This window comes from Methylobacterium sp. J-059, from assembly GCF_022829485.1.
GTDB lineage: Bacteria > Pseudomonadota > Alphaproteobacteria > Rhizobiales > Beijerinckiaceae > Methylobacterium.
Map to the genome: position 1 here is coordinate 19,305 of NZ_JAKSYA010000069.1, position 19,364 is coordinate 38,668.

16 protein-coding genes and 1 tRNA gene are annotated in these 19,364 nt (G+C 71.1%); 11 read left to right on the forward strand and 6 right to left on the reverse strand.

The window, feature by feature from the left end:
- Positions 1 to 182 precede the first annotated feature (182 nt).
- From MKK55_RS07800 to MKK55_RS07830, 7 genes are all read left to right on the forward strand, one after another.
- Complete coding sequence (locus MKK55_RS07800) at positions 183 to 398, forward strand: hypothetical protein (protein WP_243934070.1); 216 nt, start codon at positions 183 to 185, stop codon at positions 396 to 398.
- The gene (locus MKK55_RS07805) at positions 395 to 1,669 is read left to right on the forward strand and encodes a hypothetical protein (RefSeq protein WP_243934071.1); all 1,275 of its coding nucleotides are present in this window, start codon (positions 395 to 397) and stop codon (positions 1,667 to 1,669) included. The genes MKK55_RS07800 and MKK55_RS07805 overlap by 4 nt, the downstream gene beginning before the upstream one ends.
- 83 nt (positions 1,670 to 1,752) lie before the next feature.
- On the forward strand, positions 1,753 to 2,961 hold the full coding sequence (locus MKK55_RS07810) for a hypothetical protein (RefSeq protein ID WP_243934072.1): 1,209 nt from the start codon (positions 1,753 to 1,755) through the stop codon (positions 2,959 to 2,961).
- Entirely contained in the window at positions 2,958 to 3,143 is a 186-nt protein-coding gene (locus MKK55_RS07815) for a hypothetical protein (RefSeq protein WP_243934073.1), read from the forward strand. The genes MKK55_RS07810 and MKK55_RS07815 overlap by 4 nt, the downstream gene beginning before the upstream one ends.
- 3 nt (positions 3,144 to 3,146) lie before the next feature.
- Entirely contained in the window at positions 3,147 to 3,620 is a 474-nt protein-coding gene (locus tag MKK55_RS07820; RefSeq protein ID WP_243934074.1) for a hypothetical protein, read from the forward strand.
- Between the two features lie 358 nt (positions 3,621 to 3,978).
- Positions 3,979 to 5,412 (forward strand): hypothetical protein, encoded by a 1,434-nt coding sequence (locus tag MKK55_RS07825; RefSeq protein ID WP_243934075.1) that lies wholly within the window; start codon positions 3,979 to 3,981, stop codon positions 5,410 to 5,412.
- Between the two features lie 161 nt (positions 5,413 to 5,573).
- The gene (locus MKK55_RS07830) at positions 5,574 to 5,870 is read left to right on the forward strand and encodes a hypothetical protein (protein WP_243934076.1); all 297 of its coding nucleotides are present in this window, start codon (positions 5,574 to 5,576) and stop codon (positions 5,868 to 5,870) included.
- 92 nt (positions 5,871 to 5,962) lie between these two features.
- On the opposite strand, the gene MKK55_RS07835 is transcribed toward MKK55_RS07830, so the two are convergent.
- Both MKK55_RS07835 and MKK55_RS07840 read right to left on the reverse strand, forming a co-directional pair.
- A tRNA-Pro gene (locus tag MKK55_RS07835) sits at positions 5,963 to 6,039 on the reverse strand.
- Positions 6,040 to 6,131: 92 nt separating this feature from the next.
- Complete coding sequence (locus tag MKK55_RS07840) at positions 6,132 to 6,836, reverse strand: 4'-phosphopantetheinyl transferase family protein (RefSeq protein ID WP_243934078.1); 705 nt, start codon at positions 6,834 to 6,836, stop codon at positions 6,132 to 6,134.
- Positions 6,837 to 7,127: 291 nt separating this feature from the next.
- Here MKK55_RS07840 and MKK55_RS07845 point away from each other — a divergent pair, with 291 nt between their 5' ends.
- The 3 genes from MKK55_RS07845 (at position 7,128) to MKK55_RS07855 (ending at position 12,033) form a co-directional block, all read left to right on the forward strand.
- Complete coding sequence (locus MKK55_RS07845) at positions 7,128 to 8,492, forward strand: MFS transporter (protein WP_243934080.1); 1,365 nt, start codon at positions 7,128 to 7,130, stop codon at positions 8,490 to 8,492.
- Between the two features lie 91 nt (positions 8,493 to 8,583).
- Positions 8,584 to 11,115, forward strand: coding sequence for an NAD-dependent DNA ligase LigA (gene ligA / locus MKK55_RS07850; RefSeq protein ID WP_243934082.1), 2,532 nt, complete (start codon positions 8,584 to 8,586; stop codon positions 11,113 to 11,115).
- 63 nt (positions 11,116 to 11,178) lie between these two features.
- Positions 11,179 to 12,033 (forward strand): 3'-5' exonuclease, encoded by an 855-nt coding sequence (locus MKK55_RS07855; protein WP_243931738.1) that lies wholly within the window; start codon positions 11,179 to 11,181, stop codon positions 12,031 to 12,033.
- Between the two features lie 78 nt (positions 12,034 to 12,111).
- Here the strand turns inward: MKK55_RS07855 and MKK55_RS07860 are convergent, their stop codons facing one another.
- Entirely contained in the window at positions 12,112 to 14,313 is a 2,202-nt protein-coding gene (locus MKK55_RS07860) for a 3-hydroxyacyl-CoA dehydrogenase NAD-binding domain-containing protein (protein ID WP_243934084.1), read from the reverse strand.
- A 227-nt stretch (positions 14,314 to 14,540) separates the two neighbouring features.
- On the opposite strand from MKK55_RS07860, the gene MKK55_RS07865 reads away from it, so the two are divergent.
- Positions 14,541 to 15,260, forward strand: coding sequence for an EAL domain-containing protein (locus tag MKK55_RS07865; protein ID WP_243931746.1), 720 nt, complete (start codon positions 14,541 to 14,543; stop codon positions 15,258 to 15,260).
- A gap of 42 nt (positions 15,261 to 15,302) precedes the next feature.
- Here the strand turns inward: MKK55_RS07865 and MKK55_RS07870 are convergent, their stop codons facing one another.
- The 3 genes from MKK55_RS07870 to MKK55_RS07880 all read right to left on the reverse strand — a co-directional run bounded on the left by MKK55_RS07870 (position 15,303) and on the right by MKK55_RS07880 (position 19,128).
- The gene (locus MKK55_RS07870) at positions 15,303 to 15,812 is read right to left on the reverse strand and encodes a hypothetical protein (RefSeq protein WP_243934085.1); all 510 of its coding nucleotides are present in this window, start codon (positions 15,810 to 15,812) and stop codon (positions 15,303 to 15,305) included.
- Positions 15,813 to 15,922: 110 nt separating this feature from the next.
- Positions 15,923 to 17,131 carry an acetyl-CoA C-acetyltransferase gene (locus MKK55_RS07875; protein ID WP_243931744.1) on the reverse strand — a complete coding sequence of 403 codons (1,209 nt, stop codon included), beginning with the start codon at positions 17,129 to 17,131 and terminating at the stop codon, positions 15,923 to 15,925.
- A 212-nt stretch (positions 17,132 to 17,343) separates the two neighbouring features.
- Positions 17,344 to 19,128 carry an acyl-CoA dehydrogenase C-terminal domain-containing protein gene (locus MKK55_RS07880; protein WP_147844357.1) on the reverse strand — a complete coding sequence of 595 codons (1,785 nt, stop codon included), beginning with the start codon at positions 19,126 to 19,128 and terminating at the stop codon, positions 17,344 to 17,346.
- Positions 19,129 to 19,364: the final 236 nt, after the last annotated feature.

Genomic DNA, 19,364 nt, shown 5'->3' on the forward strand with positions numbered 1-19,364 from the left:
ACGACGACCGGTACAATGTACCGATCACACTCTGTGGGGCCGTCCGACTAGGCCATGTGGCCTATGACCAAGGTGACGCACCCCCATGGTTTTCGATTTGGAGGCGTGTAGGCTGTTTGGGTGCCCCGGAGTCGCCGGTGCACGCACTCAATACTTGCTTCGAAAGTCGAAGGATCGCATCCATGGCCACTCCAGAGACGGAGCGGGTTGTCGCCCTGCTACGGGAACGAACCGAGGAAGCGGGGTCTGTCCGCGCATTCGCCGACCAGCACGACACGTGTCACACGTACGTCTCGGACGTGCTCAAGGGGGCCAAGCTCCCCGGCCCGAGGATCTTGGTCGCCCTCGGGCTGATGAAGGTCATCTCGTATGTCGAGATCGACGGGGGCCGCCCGTGAGGCGCGGACAGACGGTCGACGCGCACATCTACGCGACGCCCGATCCCGCCGTCGTCGCCCGGATCATCTCGACGAAAGGCGTCGAGGCCGCGCAGGAGAGGTGGCACTGGTGCGAGAAGCGCACCCTGATGGCCATCGCCAGGTCGGGGCGCGCCCGAACTGGCATTGCATCGAAGGCGACGCACGTCCGGACGAGCGCCCTCGATGGACTGGAGGCCGTGGCGGTCGAGGCGACGCACGTCCTCGGATCGATGGCGGCCGTCGATCACGCCCTCGGCGTCGGGAAAAACGCGACGCGGGCGCTGTACTTCAAGCGCGGTCTCGACCTGCCCAAGGGCCACGGCGAGCGCGTCGCCGAGGGATGCCTGGGACGGCGCATCAATGCCGGCGACGCAACCGCCGTCGCCGAGCGCGAGGCCAAGCGCGCCCACGCCCGAGCGGTCTGCGACGTCCTGGTGGGGGCCCTCGCCCTGGTTCCGGATCAGCCCATGACCGGACGCTACATCCTCCCCCCGGTCGACGACGCCCTGCGCGACGCCCTCGCGGGCCTGCCCCAGTCGGCCGTCGAGGCCGTGTTCCCGGACATCGCCCCCGTCGCCGCCCCGGCTCCGGCCGAGGATGCCGTCACCCTCGCCATTCCCCTTCCCGATCCCGTTCCCGCCGAAGAGGCTCCCGCCGTGACCGAGACCATTCCCCCTACCGCCTCGCGCCGCCTCCGGTGGCCCGACGAGGCCACCGTCCGGGCCGATCACGCTGACGGCGAGGCCATGGTCGTCCTGGCGGCCCGCTACGGTGTCCCGCCCGCTGCGCTGTATTCGCGGTGGAGGCGTTACGGCCTGGCCGGGACCGGGCGTCTCGCCGGCTTCCTTGACGCCCGTCGAGAGGTCTCCGCCCGCGTCAAGGCGGCCCAGGCGGATGCGATGGATCAGATGAAGACGGCGGCGGACGTCCCCGCCGAACCGGCGGCCCAGGAGCCCGTGGCCCCGCCCCGGCAGATCGACCCCTATGGCGCACTCTCGTTCGAGGACGCCGTAGCCGAGATCGCCTTCATCGAGGGCGCGGCGCCGCTCGGCACGCGCGACCTCGCGCGTGCCGTCGACCTCGCGGTCGAGAAGGGGCTCGACCGGGCGACCGCCATCGCCTGGATCAGGGCCGACATCCGGGCCGTCGCAGAGGCGCGGGTCATCATGACGACGGACCAGATCACGTCGGTCGCCAACGACGTCTTCCACGAGCTGATGCTGGCCGACGAGCGGGGGACGCGTCAGTGACCGCCCCGGGGCTGCCCAAGGCGGGCGAGAAGGGCACCGTCGACCGGATCGAGGCGGACGAGGGATGGTTTTGGGTCCGCCTCATGACGCGCCAGGCGCTGGAGCGCGAGGGCGCCGCCATGTCCCACTGCGTCGGGGACGGCGATTACCGTTACCTGTGCGGGGGCGAGGAAATCACGGACGACGCGATCTGGTCCCTGCGGGACGCCGAGGGCGCCTCACGCCTGACGGTCCAGATCACAGACAACGACATCGACAGCGCCAAGGGCCCGCATAACCACGATCCGGGCAAGCACGCCGCGATGCAAGTCCGACACCTGGTGTCCGCCTTCAAGGCGGCCGGCAAGGACCTGATCTGCCGGACGAAGGATATCGTCCTCGGTCCAGACGGGCGGACCTTCCGGCACGACCGCGTCCCGGCCGACGTGCAGGCCGCCATCGACGCTGCGAGGCGGGAGGCCCAGGAAGCCCGCGAACGTCGGATGCGTGAGGCCGAGGAACGTCGCGCGACGGAGCCGGTCTATCGGCTCGCCCCCGGTCAGGTCATGTTCCGCATTCTCGATGGGCAGGACCGGACCTGGAGACAGTTCGGTGACGTCGAGAGCTTCGAGATCCGCACTAGAGAGGCTCCCCTCAGCCCCGTGCTCGCGATGATCCCGCAGATCGCCTTCGGGATGACGTTCACCCCCGGCGCGAACCGCATCGGCCGGCCACCCCATCCGATCTTCGGCATGTTCGAGGACCTGCCGAACCCCCTCATCGCGATGTGGTCGCAGGGCAACGGCACCGGCATGACCCTCGGCCTGCAGGACGGCCAGGAAATCCGGCTGACCGCCGATGAAACCGCCGCCATCGCCGTGCGCGGCGACAGCCTGATTGATCCGGGCGGGCTCCTGCACGGGAAGGTGATGGCCCTGCAGCCGGCGGACGATGCCGCCGGTTCCATCCGCATCCAGTCCCTCCCCGAGGTCCGGTGCGCGATGGTCCATCTCCTCGCCCACGGCGCGAAGGTGGCCGCGGTCACCGCCCAGGGCGTCGATCTCGTCGAGCGCGACGACTTCAGCGTCTCCCCGCTCAGCGGCCGCATCGCGTTCCATGACGACTTCCGGGACGTCGAGATCCTGTGGGAGAGCCCACGCGTTCCGCCGGCGCCCAGGACCATCCGCGAAGCCGTCCTGGATCGCGTCCGCGCCCGGCTCCTCGTCACCGTCGACGAGACGGAGCGCAGTCCCTGGGGGAGCTTCGCCCTCAGCGCGGACGTCGCCAGCCTACGCGTCGGGGGCACGCCATGACCGGGTACGACTGGCAGGCCGAGTCCGTGATCGTGGACGCCCTGGCGGACGCGCTCCTCGCCGGGGACGGCCCCGCTGCGGCCAGGGCCGTCGAGGCGGTCACCGATCCGGGCGCATCCGCCCGGATCTGGGGTCGCGCCCGTCTCATCGTCTTGTGGACCGAACTGGCAGGGAAGGACTGATCCATGACCCGCAACGAAACGAACGACATCATTACCGAGCAGGTCGCCTCGGACGCCCGGCCGGACCACGTGAGCCGGCTCGTCCACGCCATCCGCATCGGCGGCGTGGATTTCGCCATCGACGTCCTGGCCGACATGCACGACGTGAACTCGGACGAGGAGCGAGATGCCCTCATGGCGCGGGCGGAGGCCGTCTCCGACGCCGTGGGCCCCATCGATCCGGCGACCCCCGGGGCGGTGCCGCTGCAGCGGATCGCCGAGATCCTCGGCGCGCCTGAGAACTACTGGACGGTCCGGTCGTGGACGTCCCAGGGCTGCCCGCACGAAGGATACGGCTCCACGCTGCGTTGCGATCCGGTTGCGCTCGCCGCCTGGTGCGCCGCGAAGGCGGACGGCATCTCCTCGGAACCGGAGGCCCACCGGTTCCGGACGCTCGCCCAGCGCCTCGCCGATCACGCCGCCCTGCAGGCAGCCTGATCGGGCGCCGGGACCGCCAGGGCCACGATCTTAACCCTGGTGCTCATCGCCGATTGCGAGCGACCAAACATTAGGCGATTCTCCACGCAATGACCGCGACTTACACCCTGATCACATCCCTGGACGTCGCCCTTGACCACTCCGAGGGCGCCCGCCCGATCCTCGCCGCTTCCGGCGACGACGTGCCGTGGGCGCTCCACCGGGCTGTCTGGGCGCCCGAGCTCCAGGGCCTGTGGGGCTTCCCAGCCTACTCCGTCGCGGATCTCCGCGGCGCGATCAGGCGGGGCGAGCTCAGGGTGAGCCGTCGCGGTCGCCTCATCGAGGTGTCGCGCCGGCAGCTGCGCGAGTGGAGGAACGCGTGGCAGTCAAGCGACGGAAGGGACCCCGCAAGCTCGGGGTCACAAGGAGGGGCGAGCCCTATCTCTGGTACCGCCCCGGACGCATCGGCACCGACGGCATCGAGCGTGGTGGCGTTTGGATCATCCTCCACCGGGCCAAGCAGGTCCGCAGCACTGACTGCGGCCTTGGCGAAGGCCCGGAACGCGAAGCGCTCCGGCAGCTAGAGGACTACAAGGCCAGCCTCGCCATCGCCGCGGTCGAGGCCACGCCCGTCCGCAAGGGCAGGCCGGCCGGGGAGGTCCTCGTCGCCGAGGTCCTGTCCCGATACCTCGACGCGAAGAAGGGCACGCCCGACCCGGTCACCGGCGAGCTCAAGGGCGGCGTCGCCCGGTACGAGGAGCTCGCGCAGCGCGTGATGACGCTCCTCGAATGGTGGGGCGAGCGTACGCTGGACGACGTGGACAGCGCCACCTGCAAGGCCTACGTGACCGCCCGCGTCGGGACGCCATGGAAGACGCATGCGCGCCTCGGAACCGGCAAGGACGGCAAGCCCGCCCGGCGCGGGCACTCGAAGCCGACCAAGGCACGCGTGGTCGGCGAGGGCGGCGCCCGGCGGGAGCTTGAGGACCTGCGCGCCGCCGTGAACGACGCGGTCCGGGACGGGCTCACGCGCGACGCCGTCCGGGTGACCCTGCCGGCCAAGGCCGAGGCCCGGGACCGGTGGCTCACGAAGTCGGAGGCCGCCCGCCTGGTGCGCGCCGCCTGGCACAAGCGCGAGGTCCAGACGATCCATCGCGGCAGCCGGAAGGGCGAGACCTACCTCACGCCGCGGCGGCCGAGCCGGCACCTGGCACGGTTCATCCTGGTGGCGCTCCGGACCGGCACCCGCTCGGGCCCGATCTGCCAGGCGAGCTTCATCCCCGAGATCGGCAAGCCGTGGATGGAGCTAAAGACCGAGACGGTGACCGAGTCCCGCGTGGAGCGGGTCACCGTCGACGGCGTCGAGTACGAGCGCCGGTTCGACGTCCAGGCCGAGAAGCGGGTCGCGCTGTTCCACCGCAAGGCGCTCGGGGCCGCGGCGAAGAAGACCAAGCGCCAGCCCACGGTCCGGATGCCCGACGCCCTCGTCGCGCACCTCTGGCGGTGGCACCACGTCCTCGGCCAGCGCTACGTCGTCGAGTGGCAGGGCAAGGCGGTGGGCTCGACCAAGAAGGCCTTCGCGAACCTCGTCCACGACGTCGGCCTCGGCGACGACGTGGTCCGCCACTCGCTCCGGCACACGGCCGTCACCTGGGGCGTCCAGGCCGGGACCGACCTGTGGGAGCTGAGCGGGTACGTCGGGATGACCGTCGAAATGATCCAGAGCCGGTACGGCCACCACGCGACGGACCACATGGAAGGGGCGCGCGAGGCGATGGGCCGGGGCGGCCGGAAGGTCCGCAAGGCGGCCTGACGGGGTCTGTGCGAAAACCGCACACACCCGGGCCTTGTCCCGTGCGGGGCCGGGGCGCACATTGACGGCATAGGGGAGCGGCTTCGGCCGGTCAGCCTCACGCACCCCCAGCGGGTTCCTCACATCGCACCGGCGCCAGGCGCCGGGCAAGGAACCACGCCATGCGCACCGTCGACGCCACCGCCATCGAGCCCTTCATCCGCGAGGCCCTGCCGCTCGCCACCGACGACGAGGTCGCCGCGATCCTTGAGCGGCTGGACGGTCGCGTCGTCCGGCCCGAGGAGGCCGAGCGCGTCCGCCCCGGGCAGCTTCGCCTCAGGCTCGATGACAAGGTCGACCGGCTGCGGGGCTTCATCACGCACGCCATGACGGGTCAGCCCGGACAGGGGTATTGGCCGTCCATCATCGCCCCGAACACCCGCCGCCTCGTCGACGTTCCGGCCAGCCGCGAGGCATAGGCCGGGGCGCGCGAACGCGACCGATGTTTGGTCGAATGTTTGGTCGGGGAAATCCTCTGCGCCTCGGGAAGGCTCGTTGCAGAGGGGAAACTTGGTCGGAGTGGCAGGATTTGAACCTGCGACCCCCACGTCCCGAACGTGGTGCGCTACCAGACTGCGCTACACTCCGAAGGCCGGCGGCTTCGCCAGCGAGCGGGGGTATAGCCGGCACCCGGGCGGGCCGCAAGCGGCATCTCGCGGAGCAGTGCGTTTCGCGGGCGATCAGCACGGGGGGCGGTCCGGCCAATCCGGCGGCAGGGCGCAGCGGGCGATGGCCGCGCCCGGCGCCCGGATCGCCGCGGCGCCGACCGTGCCGGGTCCGGGTTCGAGGTGGTGGAGGCTCCAGGCCTCCGGGTCGTCGCCGGCGATCGCGACGAGGCGGGGCGGCGCCGGCGGCAGGGTCAGGACGAAGCGGTCCAGCGGCAGCGACAGGCCGGCACCCAGCGCCTTCACCACCGCCTCCTTGCGCGTCCACAAACCGGTGAAGGCGAGACCGAGCGCCTCCGACGTCAGGGCCGCCAGCGCCTCGGCTTCCCAGGGCGCGAAGTGCGCGCGGGCGATGCGCAGGACGTCCGGGATCGGGCGGACCGCCTCGACATCGACGCCGATCGCGGCCGTGGGCGAGACCCCGACGAGGGCGCGGGTGCCCGAATGCGACAGGTTGAAGCGCAGGCTCCCGGCCAGCGCGCCGGCCAGCTCCGGCTTGCCGGCCGGCCCCGCCGTAAAGGCGAGCGCGTCGCCCCCCAAGCCGAGGGCCGGGGCGAGGATCAGGCGCAGCGCCGCGTGGCTCGCGCGAAAACGGTCGCGGTCCTCCGCACGCAGGAAGCGATCCGCCCGGGCGGCCTCGTCGGGCGAGAGCCGCGCGTCGCAGCGCGCGAGCTGGCGCGCCGACAGGGCGAGATCGATGCTCCACACCCGGATCGCCATGCTGGGTCCGGGTTCGGTGACGACCCAGGCACCGTTCACAAGACATACGCCGAAGCCGGCAACGCGTACTTCCCTCCCCCCTCTGCGGGGGAGGGTGGCCCGCGAAGCGGGTCGGGAGAGGGGAGCGCCGTATCCGGTAAGGTCGCTCCCCTCTTCCGACCCTCGCTGACGCGAGGCCCTCCCTCCCCCGCAGAGGGGGGAGGGAGAAGCGCGCGTGCCTTGCCGCGCGTTATCGTATGGTCGGGGCCGGACGAGCGGGGCGGATCTGCGCGCAATGAGGAGCCTTCGGGAATGAGCGGCGCGGAGGATCCACCGGCGCGGGCGGCCCCGCAAGCCGGAAGCGCCGTCGCGATCGCAAGCTTCGGCATGCGGCTGCCGACCCTGCAAGATCGCGGCGCCCGCTACGGCGTGTTCTTCGCCACCTATCTCTACCAGGGGCTGGTCGCCGGGTTCTCGCTGACCGCGCTCGCCAACCATCTTGCGGCGCAGGGCGTGTCGAGCGCCGAGGTGGGCGTCCACTTCGCCATCGCCGGCCTGCCCTGGACAGTGCAGCCGATCCTGTGGGGGCCGCTGGTCGACCGGGCGAGCGGGTTCGCGATGGGGCGGCGCCGGGCCTGGAGCGTGCTCGCGATCCTCGGCTGCCACGCGGCGCTCGCCGGGCTGCTGCTGGTGCCGGACGCCCGCGCGCTCGGCGCTCTGGGGGGCGTCTTCCTCGTGCACAGCACCTTCGCCGCCCTGCTCGACACCGCCTGCGACCGGATGGTGATGGACCATGTCCCGCCGGGCGAGCTCGGGCGGATGAGCGCCTGCACGCGGGCCGGCTTCGTCGCCGGCACCAGCCTCGGCGCCGGCCTGTTCGGCTGGCTGCTCGCCGCCTACGGGTTCGGGTTCAGCACCGCCTGCCTGCTCGCGACCGCCATCCTCGCCGGTCTGCCGATCCTGCTGGTGCGCGAGGCGCCGGGCGACGCCCTGCTCTCGCCGGCGCGGCGGCCGAGCGCGGGGGGCGGGCGGAAGGTCCCGTTCGCGCGGTTCCTGCGCCGGCTGGCCCTGGGCCTGCGCCGGCCGAACGCCCTCCGGCTCGTCGCCCTGTGCTTCTCGGTCGACGGGGCGCTCGCGCTGTTCGAGCTGCCGTTCTCGGTCGATCTCGTCCAGGCGCAGGGCTGGGATGCCGCCGGGCTGTCGCGGCTCCAGGCCGGCATCGCCTTCGCCGGCGGAACCCTGGGAGCGCTCGGCATCGGCCTGTGGTGCGACCGCGCCGGGCCGTTGCCGGCCCTGCGCACCCTGTTCGCGGCGAGTGCCGCCGCGTTCTTCGCCACCGCGTGCCTGATCGCGGGCGGCTTCGCCGGATCGGCCGGCCCGCTGATCCTAGGCTTCACCAACGTCCTGCCCGGCCTGCTGATCGTCGCCCTGGTGCCGGCGCTGATGCAGGCGAGCCGAGGCCGGGCCGGCGCGGCGACGCAGTTCGAGGTGTTCATGGCGGTGATGAACCTCGGCTCCGTCGCGGGCGGGGCGGCCTCGGGCGTGCTGGCGCCGGTGCTGCCGCTGTCGGGGGTCGCCCTCCTTGCCGGGCTGGTCCTCGTCGGCGCGGCGGCGCTGGTCCGGCGCCCGGACCTGATCCTGCCGCGGCAACGGCCCGGCGATGCACGATCGCTGTGAATCGCGACGCTTCGGCTCGGTCTCCAAGTGATCCCGGCCGGGGGGAAATCGGTTAGAAGCCCGATCGCCCCCTGCGGAAGTCTCGAGCCCGATGCCGAAGCCCCAGCCTGCCGCCTCGAAGTCTGCCGCCCCGAAATCGGCCGGCGTCGAATCCGTCGCGCCGGAGGCCGACACGCTCACCGCCGAGGCGGCGCGGGCGCGCCACGCCGCGCTCTCCGCCGAGATCGCCGAGGCCGACCGGCTCTACCACCAGGAGGACGCGCCCGAGATCTCGGACGCCGCCTACGACGCCCTGCGCCGGGAACTGGAGACGCTGGAAGCGCAGGTCCCCGACCTTGCCGGCACCGGCATCGCCAGCGCGTCGGTGGGCGCGAAGCCCTCCGAGAAGTTCGCCAAGGTGCGCCATGCGGTGCCGATGCTCTCCCTCGGCAACGCCTTCGCCGACGCCGAGGTCGAGGAGTTCGTCGCCCGCGGGCGCCGCTTCCTCAACCGCCCGGAGGAACCGCTCGCCTTCACGGCCGAGCCGAAGATCGACGGTCTTTCGCTGTCGCTGCGCTACGAGGACGGGCGCCTCGTCACCGCCGCCACCCGCGGCGACGGGGAGACCGGCGAGAACGTCACGGCCAACGCCCGCACGGTCGAGGACATCCCCCAGGCGCTCGCCGGCAGCGGCTGGCCGGCGGTCTGCGAGGTGCGCGGCGAGGTCTACCTCTCGCACGCGGATTTCGCCGCGATCAACGCCCGCCAGGAGGCGGCGGGCAAGCCGCTTTTCGCCAACCCGCGCAACGCCGCCGCCGGCTCGCTGCGCCAGCTCGATCCGTCGATCACCGCCGCGCGGCCGCTGAAGTTCTTCGCCTACGCCTGGGGCGAGGTGGTGCCGCCGTTCGAGGGAACGCAATCGGGGGTGATGGACCGGTTCCGCGCGTGGGGCCTGCCGGTGAACCCGCTGACCGTCACCTGCACGGATGCGGCCGGCATGATCGCGCATTACCGGCGGATCGAGGCCGACCGGCCGACGCTGGGCTACGACATCGACGGCGTCGTCTACAAGGTCGACGACCTCGCCCTGCAGAAGCGGCTCGGCTTCGTGTCGCGGAGCCCGCGCTGGGCCCTGGCCCACAAGTTCGCGGCGCAGGAGGCGTTCACGGTGGTCGAGGGCATCGACATCAACGTCGGCCGCACCGGCTCGCTCAACCCGCTCGCGCGCCTGCGCCCGGTGACGGTCGGCGGCGTCGTGGTCTCGAACGCGACGCTGCACAACGAGGGCTACGTCAAGGGCGTCGGCGGCGACGGCGAGCCGATCCGCGACGGCCGCGACATCCGCGTCGGCGACACCGTGGTGGTGCTGCGGGCCGGCGACGTGATCCCGAAGGTGATGGACGTGGTGCTGGAGAAGCGCCCGGCCGACGCGAAGCCCTTCGACTTTCCCGAGACCTGCCCGGCCTGCGGCAGCAAGGCGGTCCGCGAGATCAACCCGCGCACCGGCAAGCCCGACGCGGTGCGGCGCTGCACCGGCGGGCTGATCTGCCCGGCCCAAGGGGTCGAGCGGCTGAAGCACTTCGTCTCGCGCAACGGCTTCGACCTCGAAGGCTTCGGGCAGACCTACATCGAGGTGCTGTTCGAGGCCGGGCTCGTGAAACAACCCGCCGACCTGTTCACCCTCGAATTCGAGCCGCTGAAGGCTGCGATCGTCGCGCGGCGCGAGGCCCTGTCGGCGGAGCGCCGGGCGGAGGGGGCGCCGGCGCCGAAGAAGCCGACCAAGAAGAAGGGCGACGCGGAGGACAAGGCGATCCACAACCTGCTCGCAGCGGTCGCCGAGCGCCGCAGCTTGCCGATGAACCGCTTCCTGTTCGCCCTCGGCATCCCCGACATCGGCGAATCGACCGCCAAGGCCCTAGCCAAGCGGTTCTCGGGCTTTTCGGAGCTGAAGGCGGCGCTGCGGGCGGCGGCAGACGCGCAGGCCGGGCCGGACTGGATCGAGCTCTCAGCGGTGCCGCGGATCGGGCCGACCACCCGCGACCGGCTGCTCGAGGCCGGCCTGCCGGGCGAAGCGGCACATTCGGCTGACGCGGAACCTCCGGCGGAAGCGGGCGATGCCGAGGAGGGCGAAGCCGCGCCGGCGGACGCCGGCAGGATCCGGTTCAGCACCAGCCAGCGCGCCAGCCTGATCGCCCATTACGGCAGCCTGGACGCCGCTCGGGCGGCGATCGCGCGCGCGGCCGAGCAGCGACCCGGGGACGCCTACCGGGTCTTCGCCGACGACGGCGAGATCGGCCCGGTGGCGACCGACTCGCTGATCGCGTTCTTCTCCGAGCCGCACAACGACGCCGCCGTCTCGGCGCTGCTCGCCGAGGTGACGGTGGCGCCGATGGAGGCGGCCGCGCGCACGGCGGCGTTTTCGGGCAAGACCGTGGTCTTCACCGGAACGCTGGAGAAGATGACCCGCAACGAGGCCAAGGCCACCGCGGAACGTCTCGGGGCGAAGGTCTCGGGCTCGGTCTCGGCGAAGACCGACCTCGTCGTCGCCGGCCCCGGCGCCGGCTCGAAGCTGAAGGATGCCGAGAAGCACGGGGTGCGCGTCGTCTCGGAAGACGAATGGCTCGCGATGGTCGCAGGCGCTTGAAGCGCGAGTCCGCGGGTCATAGACCTGGGTCATGACACCCCCGCGGCCGTCCCGTTCAGGCACATGACCGTCGTCGCCCTCGATTTCGAGACCGCCAACGAGCGGCGCGACAGCGCCTGCGCGATCGGGCTCGCCTGGATCGAGGGGGGCCGCGTGGTCCGGCGCGCGTCCCGGCTGATCCGGCCGCCGGAGCTGCGGTTCTCGCCCGGCAACATCCGCGTCCACGGGATCGTCCCGGCCGACGTGCGCGACAAGCCGAATTTCGGCGAGGCGGTCGCCGAGTTCCTGCCCGACCTCGCCGGCGGGCTGATCCTCGCCCACAACGCGAGCTTCGACATCGGCGTGCTGCGGGCCTCGCTCCAGGCCTGCGGGCTGCCGGCGCCCCCCTTGCGCTACCTCTGCACGGTGCAGGTCGCCCGCCGCGTGTTCCCGGACCCGGAGGGCTGCGGCCTCGGCAAGGTCGCCCGCCGCCTCGGCATCCGGTTCGAGCACCACGATGCCGGCGAGGACGCCTATGCCTGCGCCGAGATCGCGCTCGCGGCCGTCCGGCAGACGGAGGCCGCGGACGTGCCCGACCTGTCGCGGGTGCTGTCGCTGCCGGCGACGCGGATCGACGGGACCGCCGCGATCCCGCGGGCGGGCGCCGGCGCGATCAGCGGCCGCATCCTGCGGGCGCTCAAGCCGGCCGAGCCGGACGCGCTGCGCTTCGCCATGCGCGGCAGCACCGGCAACCGCTACGAGGTCTCGCTGGAGGACCGCAGGAGCGGCTTGATGCTGCGCTGCACCTGCATGGCCGGCCGCCACGGAGTGCGCTGCCGCCACGTGAAGGCGCTCGTCGTCGGCGACATCACCGACCTGCTGTCGAACAACCACGCCGACGTCGAGGTGCTGCGGCGCCGGCTGGCCGCGGTGGGGTGAGACGGGACGCCGTCTTGAATCCAAACGCCCACGATGCCGTGAGCTCCCTCCCCCTGAAGTGGGGGAGGGAAAGGGCGATCACGCCGCCTGCTTCGCCGCCTCGCCGTAGAACGTGCCGCCGCTCTCGGCCATGGCGCGCAGGTTGTCGGGCACCGCGAAGCGCGGGCCGTGCTTGGCCTCAAGCCCCTCGGCCAGGGCGACGAAGTCCTTCGCGCCCATGAAGTCGATGTAGGACAACGCGCCGCCGGTGAACGGGGCGAAGCCGAAGCCGAGGATCGAGCCGACGTCGGCCTCGCGCGGATCGGTGATGACGCCCTCGCCCACCGTGCGCGCGGCCTCCAGCGCCTGAACCACGAGGAGCCGGTGCTTCAGCTCGGCGATGTCGAGGGTGTCCGGGTCGAGGTGGGTCGGCTGCAGGTCCTTCAGCCCGGGCCACAGGCGCTTCGGCGCGCCCTCCGGGTAGTCGTAGAAGCCCTTCCGGTTCTTGCGCCCGAGCCGCCCCTGGTTCTCGACGAGCTCGACGAGCAGCGCCTTCTGCGCCGGGTCGACCGCGTCCGGGCCGAGCTGCGCCTCCGTCGCCTTGGCGATCTTCAGGCCGAGGTCGAGGGCGACCTCGTCGTTGAGCGAGAGCGGGCCGACCGGCATGCCGGCCATCTTGCCGGCGTTCTCGATCATCGCGGGCGGCACGCCCTCGTTGAGCATCTTGTGCCCTTCCAGGATGTAGGCGCCGACGCAGCGGTTGGCGAAGAAGCCGCGGGCGTCGTTCACGACGATCGGCGTCTTCTTCACCGTGCGGACGTAGTCCAGCGCGGTGGCAAGCGCCCGGTCGCCGGTGGCCTCGCCCTTGATGATCTCGACGAGCATCATCTTCTCGACCGGCGAGAAGAAGTGGATGCCGACGAAGGCTTCCGGGCGCGAGGACGCCTTGGCGAGGCCGGAGATCGGCAGCGTCGAGGTGTTGGAGGCGAAGATCGTGTCGGGGCCGATCACCGCCTCGACCTTGGCGATCACCTCGGCCTTCACCTTCGGGTCCTCGAACACCGCCTCGATGACGAGGTCGCAATCGGCGAGATCCGCGTAGTCGGCCGACGCCTGGATGCGGGCGAGCAGCGCGTCGCGGTCGGCGGTCTTGGCGCGACCCTTGTTGATCTGCCCGGTGATCAGCGCGTGGGCGTAGGCCTTGCCCTTCTCGGCCGCCTCGGTCGACTGGTCGACGAGCACCACCTCGAGGCCGGCATTGGCGGTGACGTAGGCGACGCCGGCGCCCATGAAGCCGGCGCCGACCACGCCGACCTTGCGCAGGCTGGTGGCGGGCACGTCCTTCGGGCGGCGCGCGCCCTTGTTCAGCTCGCCCATCGAGATGAACAGCGTGCGGATCATCGCCGCCGCCTCCTTGGTGCGCAGGATCATCGCGAAGTAGCGGCTCTCGACCTTGAGGCCGAGGTCCATCGGCAGCTGCAGGCCCTCGTAGACTGAGGCCAGGATCGCCTTCGCCGCCGGGTAGTTGTCGTGCGTCTCGCGCCGGTAGATCGCGTTGGCCGGGGGCCAGATCATCATGCCGGCCGGCGAATAGACCTTGCCCGACGGGGCCTTGAACTTCGGCACATCCCAGGGCGCCACCGCCGAGCCGCCGGCGAGGATCCAGGCCTTGGCCTTGGCCACGATCTCGTCCTTGCCCGCGACCTCGTGGACGAGGCCCATGCTCCTGGCCATCGCCGGGCGGATCTGCTCACCCTTGAACAGCATCTGCAGGGCGTCGCCGGTCTGCATCAGCCGCGCCACGCGCTGGGTGCCGCCGCCGCCGGGAAACAGCCCGACCTTGATCTCGGGCAGGCCGACCCGGGTCTTCGGGTCGTCCGAGACCACGCGGTGATGGCAGGACAGCGCCAGCTCGAACGCGCCGCCGAGGCAGAGCCCGCTCACCGCCGCCGCGAAGGGCTTGCCGGAGGTCTCGAGCTTGCGGAACACCAGCGAGAGCCGGCGCGACGCCTCGAAGAAGTGGCGCATGGCGGGCTCCTCGCCTTGCTCGCGCTTGAGCTTCTCGTATTCGAGCCCGAGGCCCTGCAGCATCGTGAGGTCGGCGCCGCCCGAGAAGTTGTCCTTGCCCGAGGTGATGACGCAGCCCTTCACGGCCGGATCGGCGACGACCGCGTCGACGATCGCCTCGATCTCGTCGATCACGGCCTGCGTGATGACGTTCATCGAGCGGCCGGGGCAATCCCAGACGGCCAGGGCGACGCCGTCGGCATCGGTCTCGAAGCGAAAGTTCTGGAGATTCATCGCTGATCCTCGGATGACCGAACGCATGTAGTCCGGCGCGTTAACAGTGTGGAGATACTTGCTCTTCAGAAGGCTTGAGGGGGTCGAGCAACGGAAACTAGCCCATGATCGTCGATGCCGAGCCTGCCGATGCCAGACCAGCCGACGCCGCGCCGGCCGACGGGAAGGCGACCGCCGGGAAGTGCCGGGCCTGCCGCAACGGCGAGGAACTCGGCTTCGCCTTCACCATGGCGTTCCAGCCGATCCTGGACACGGTCGACGGCCGCGTCTGGGGCTACGAGGCCCTGGTCCGCGGGCCGGAAGGACAGTCGGCGGCCTCGATCCTCGACCGCGTGACCGACGAGACGCGCTACCGCTTCGACCAGGCCGCCCGGGTCAAGGCGATCGAGCTCGCCGGGCGCCTGTTCCCGAAGGACGACCGGACGCGCCTGTCGATCAACTTCATGCCCAACGCCGTGTACGAGCCGGCGGCCTGCATCCGCGCCTCGCTCGAGGCCGCGCGCCGGGTCGGCTTCGAGCACCGCCGGATCATGTTCGAGTTCACCGAGAACGAGCGCTTCCGCGACATCGCCCACGTGAAGCGCATCATCGCCGAGTACCGGCGCCAGGGCTTCCTCACCGCGCTGGACGATTTCGGCGCCGGCTATGCCGGTCTGAGCCTGCTGGCGAACTTCCGCACCGACCTGATCAAGATCGACATGGACCTGCTGCGCGGCATCGACGCCGATGCCGGGCGCGGCGCGATCGTGGCGGGCCTCGTCGCCATCGCGCGCGGCCTCGACGTCTCGGTGCTGGCCGAGGGCGTCGAGACGCAAGCCGAGTTCGACGCCCTGCGCGACCTCGGGATCACGCTGTTCCAGGGCTATCACTTCGCCAAGCCCCGGTTCGAAGGCCTGCCGGAGGTGGCGGGCTTTCCCGGGTCGGAGCGATCCGCGCAGGCCGCCTGAGCTGGGCTGGGGGGCCATGCCCGGATCGCTCCGCCGCCGACGTCAGCGCGCCGGGGCCGGCGCGGGCGCCGGAGCCGGCGCAGGCATCGGAGCCCCGGCCTTCGGCGTGTTGTCGCCCGCCGCCGCGATCGCCAGCATGTTGAGCAGCTTCGTCACCGAAGCCTGCGAGATCGCCGTCACCGACGAGGACGGGTCGGCGTTGATGGCCTGGAACTTGAGGTAGGTCTTGTCCTCGTAGATCTCGTTGAGGTGCTTGAGCTCGGCCAGCGTGAACTTGGTCGCGTATTCCTTCGACAGGCCCTCGACCATGATGCCGCTCTGCTTGTCGAACTCGGCCATCAGCTCCTTGCGGACGGAGTCCGACTTGTCGTCCGGCATCGCGGCGACGGTCTTCTCGAGCGCGGCGTCGAAGCCGGTCTTCAGGTTCTTGATCAGCGTCTTGCTGACGAGCGTCTTGGCCTCGGCGACCTTGTCGGCCGCCTCGTCCGCGCTGGCGGCGATGGGCAGGGCGAGCGCGGTCGTCAGGCACAGGGTGGCGAGAAGGCGGGTCATCGTTTCTCCCAAAGGTTCGTGTCGTCCCCGCCGTTTCCCGGCACGGGTCGGGGCCGGCTCTAGCAGCGTTCGCGCCGAATAGGGAACGCGCCGGCCGGTTCGAGACCGCGTCAGACCCGCTCGATGATCGTCGCCGTGCCCATGCCGGCGCCGATGCACAGGGTCACCAGGGCGCGCTCCTTGCCCGTGCGCTCCAGCTCGTCGAGCACGGTGCCCAGGATCATCGCGCCGGTGGCGCCGAGCGGATGGCCCATGGCGATGGCGCCGCCGTTGACGTTGACCTTGGCCGGATCGAGGTCGAACGCCTGCTGGAAGCGCAGGACCACGGCGGCGAAGGCCTCGTTGACCTCGAACAGGTCGATGTCGGAGAGCTGCATCCCGGCCCGCGCCAGCACCTTCCTCGTCACGTCGACCGGGCCGGTCAGCATCAGCGCCGGATCGGAGCCGATGTTGGCGAAGGCGCGGATTCGTGCACGCGGCTTCAGGCCCGCGGCGACGCCCGCCTCTCGCGAGCCGATCAGCACCGCGGCGGCGCCGTCGACGATGCCCGACGAGTTGCCGGCATGGTGGACGTGGTCGACCGCCTCGACGTCCGGATGCGCGTCGACCGCCACCGCGTCGAAGCCGCCCATCTGGCCCATCTGCACGAACGAGGCCTTCAGCTGCCCGAGCGACTGCATGTCGGTCGCGGGCCGCATGTGCTCGTCGCGGTCGAGCAGGGTGATGCCGTTCACGTCGCGCACCGGCACGACCGAATCCTTGAACAGGCCTTCGGCCCAGGACCTGCCCGAGCGGGTCTGGGACTGCACGGCGTAGGCGTCGCAATCGTCGCGCGAGAACCCGTACTTGGTGGCGATCAGGTCGGCGGAGACGCCCTGGGGCATGAAGTAGGACTTGATCGCGATCGCCGGGTCGACCGGCCAGGCGCCGCCCGAGGCGCCGAGGCCGACGCGGCTCATCGACTCGACGCCCCCGCCCACCGTCATGTCGTGCTGGCCGGCCATGACCTGGGCGGCGGCGAAGTTGATCGCGTCGAGGCCCGAGGCGCAGAAGCGGTTGATCTGCACGCCCGGCACGTGGTTGCCGTAGTCGGCGACCAGCGCCGCGGCGCGGGCGATGTCGCCGCCGGCCTCGCCGACCGGGTCGACGCAGCCGAGCACCACGTCGTCGACCTTTCGAGTGTCGAGGCCGTTGCGGTCCTTGAGCGCGCGCAACGCCGTCTCGGCCAGGCGGAGCGCCGTGACCTCGTGCAGCGACCCGTCCGGCTTGCCGCGGCCGCGGGGGGTGCGGACGTGGTCGTAGATGAAGGCCTCGGTCATGGCGTTTCCCTCGGGTCTTTGTCCACTTGGCAACAGCGAGGGCTTGCGCGGTCCGACGCTCCCTCGTGTCCCTCCCCCCTCTGCGGGGGAGGGTGTGCCTCGCGTCAGCGAGGGTCGGGAGAGGGGAGCGCCGTATCCGGAACCGTCGCTCCCCTCTCCCGACCCGCTTCGCGGGCCACCCTCCCCCGCAGAGGGGGGAGGGAAGGGCGTGATTAGAACGCCTCGGCCGGCAAGGCCATGGTCGTGTCCGCGCCGGCCTTGACCCGCCCGAAGCGCATCGCGGTCTCGGGCAGCACCCGCTCCATGTAGAACCGGCCGATGGCGAGCTTGGCCTCCATGCGCTCCGGCCGCTCGGCCTTCTTGGCGTTCGCCGCCTTGGCAATCTTGCCCCACATGTAGCCCATCGCGACGAGGCCGAGGAGATGCATGTAGTCGGTGGCGCCGGCGCCGGCGTTGTCCGGCTTCGAGAACGCGTTCTGCATGAACCACATGGTGGCGCCCTGCAGGTCGTTGAGCCCGGCCTGGAGCGGCCCGGTGAAGGGTTTCAGCGCCTCGTCCTCGCCGTTGTCCTTGATGAAGGCCTGGACCTCGCCGAGGAAGGTCATCATCGCGCGACCGCCGTCCTTGGGCAGCTTGCGCCCGATCAGGTCCATCGCCTGGATGCCGTTGGCGCCCTCGTAGATCATCGCGATGCGGGCATCGCGCACGAACTGCGACATGCCCCATTCCTCGATGTAGCCGTGGCCGCCGAACATCTGCTGCGCCTCGACCGCGTTGGCGAAGCCCCGGTCGGTGAGCACGCCCTTGACCACGGGGGTGAGCAGGCCGAGCAGGTCGTCAGCGGTCTGGCGCTCCTTCGCGTCCTCGGAGCGATGCGAGATGTCGGATTGCAGCGCGGTCCAGAGCATCAGCGCGCGCGCCGAATCGTTGAAGGCGCGGATGCCCATCAGCGTGCGGCGCACGTCGGGGTGGACGATGATTGGGTCTGCGGCCCTGTCCGGCGCCTTCGCGCCGGTGAGCGAGCGGCCCTGCAGCCGGTCCTTCGCGTAGGCCACGGCGTTCTGGTAGGCGACCTCGGACTGGCCGAGGCCCTGCACGCCAACGGCGAGCCGCGCCTCGTTCATCATCACGAACATCGCGTTGAGGCCGCGGTTCTCCTGGCCGACGAGCCAGCCGGTGGCGCCGTCGTAGTTCATCACGCAGGTCGAGTTGCCGTGGATGCCCATCTTGTGCTCGATCGAGCCGCAGGACACGCCGTTGCGCGCGCCGACCGAGCCGTCCGCGTTCACCAGGAACTTCGGCACCACGAAGAGCGAGATCCCCTTGGTGCCGGCCGGCGCGCCCTCGATCCGGGCGATGACGAGATGGACGATGTTCTCCGACAGGTCGTGCTCGCCCGCCGAGATGAAGATCTTGGTGCCGGTCAGCGCGTAGGAGCCGTCGCCGTTCGGCACGGCCTTGGTCTTCAGGAGGCCGAGATCGGTGCCGCAATGGGGCTCGGTGAGGTTCATGGTGCCGGTCCAGGCGCCCTCGACCATCTTCGGCAGGTAGGTGCTCTTCTGCTCGTCCGAGCCGTGAACCAGCAAAGCCGCCATCGCCCCCTGCGTCAGGCCCGGATACATCCCGAGCGCGAGGTTGGCGCCGGAGGCGAATTCCTGGATCGCGGTGTTCAGCGTGTGCGGCAGCCCCTGGCCGCCGTATTCCTCCGGCACCGACAGGCCCATCCAGCCGCCCTGGGCGTAGGCGTCGTAGGCCGCCTTGAAGCCCTTGGGCGTCGTCACCGAGCCGTCGGCCCGGCGGAGGCAGCCTTCGAGGTCGCCGACGCGGTTGAGCGGGGCCAGCACCTCGTCGGCGAGCTTGGCGCCCTCGTTCAGCACCGCCTCGACCATGTCCGGCGTAGCCTCGGAGAAGCCCGCGAGGTTGGCGTGGTTGTGGAAGCCGAGCACGTCGTTGAGGAGGAACAGGGTGTCCTCGACCGGGGCGCGATAGCTCGGCATGTGTCGATCCTCCAAGGGGGCGGAGGCCCTGCCCGGTCCGTCGCGGAGCGGTGGGTCTCTCGATAGTTCATATATAAACTATCCCGCCGTCCGGGGGCAAGAGGGGTGCGGCCGGGTTCCGCGGTTTCGACCGATGCAACCCATGTTCGACCTCTTAACCTGGTGTTTACCAAGAAAGTTAATGGTCCTGGACAACCGATCCGAGGACCGCGTTCCGGACACGTCGCAAGCGTGCG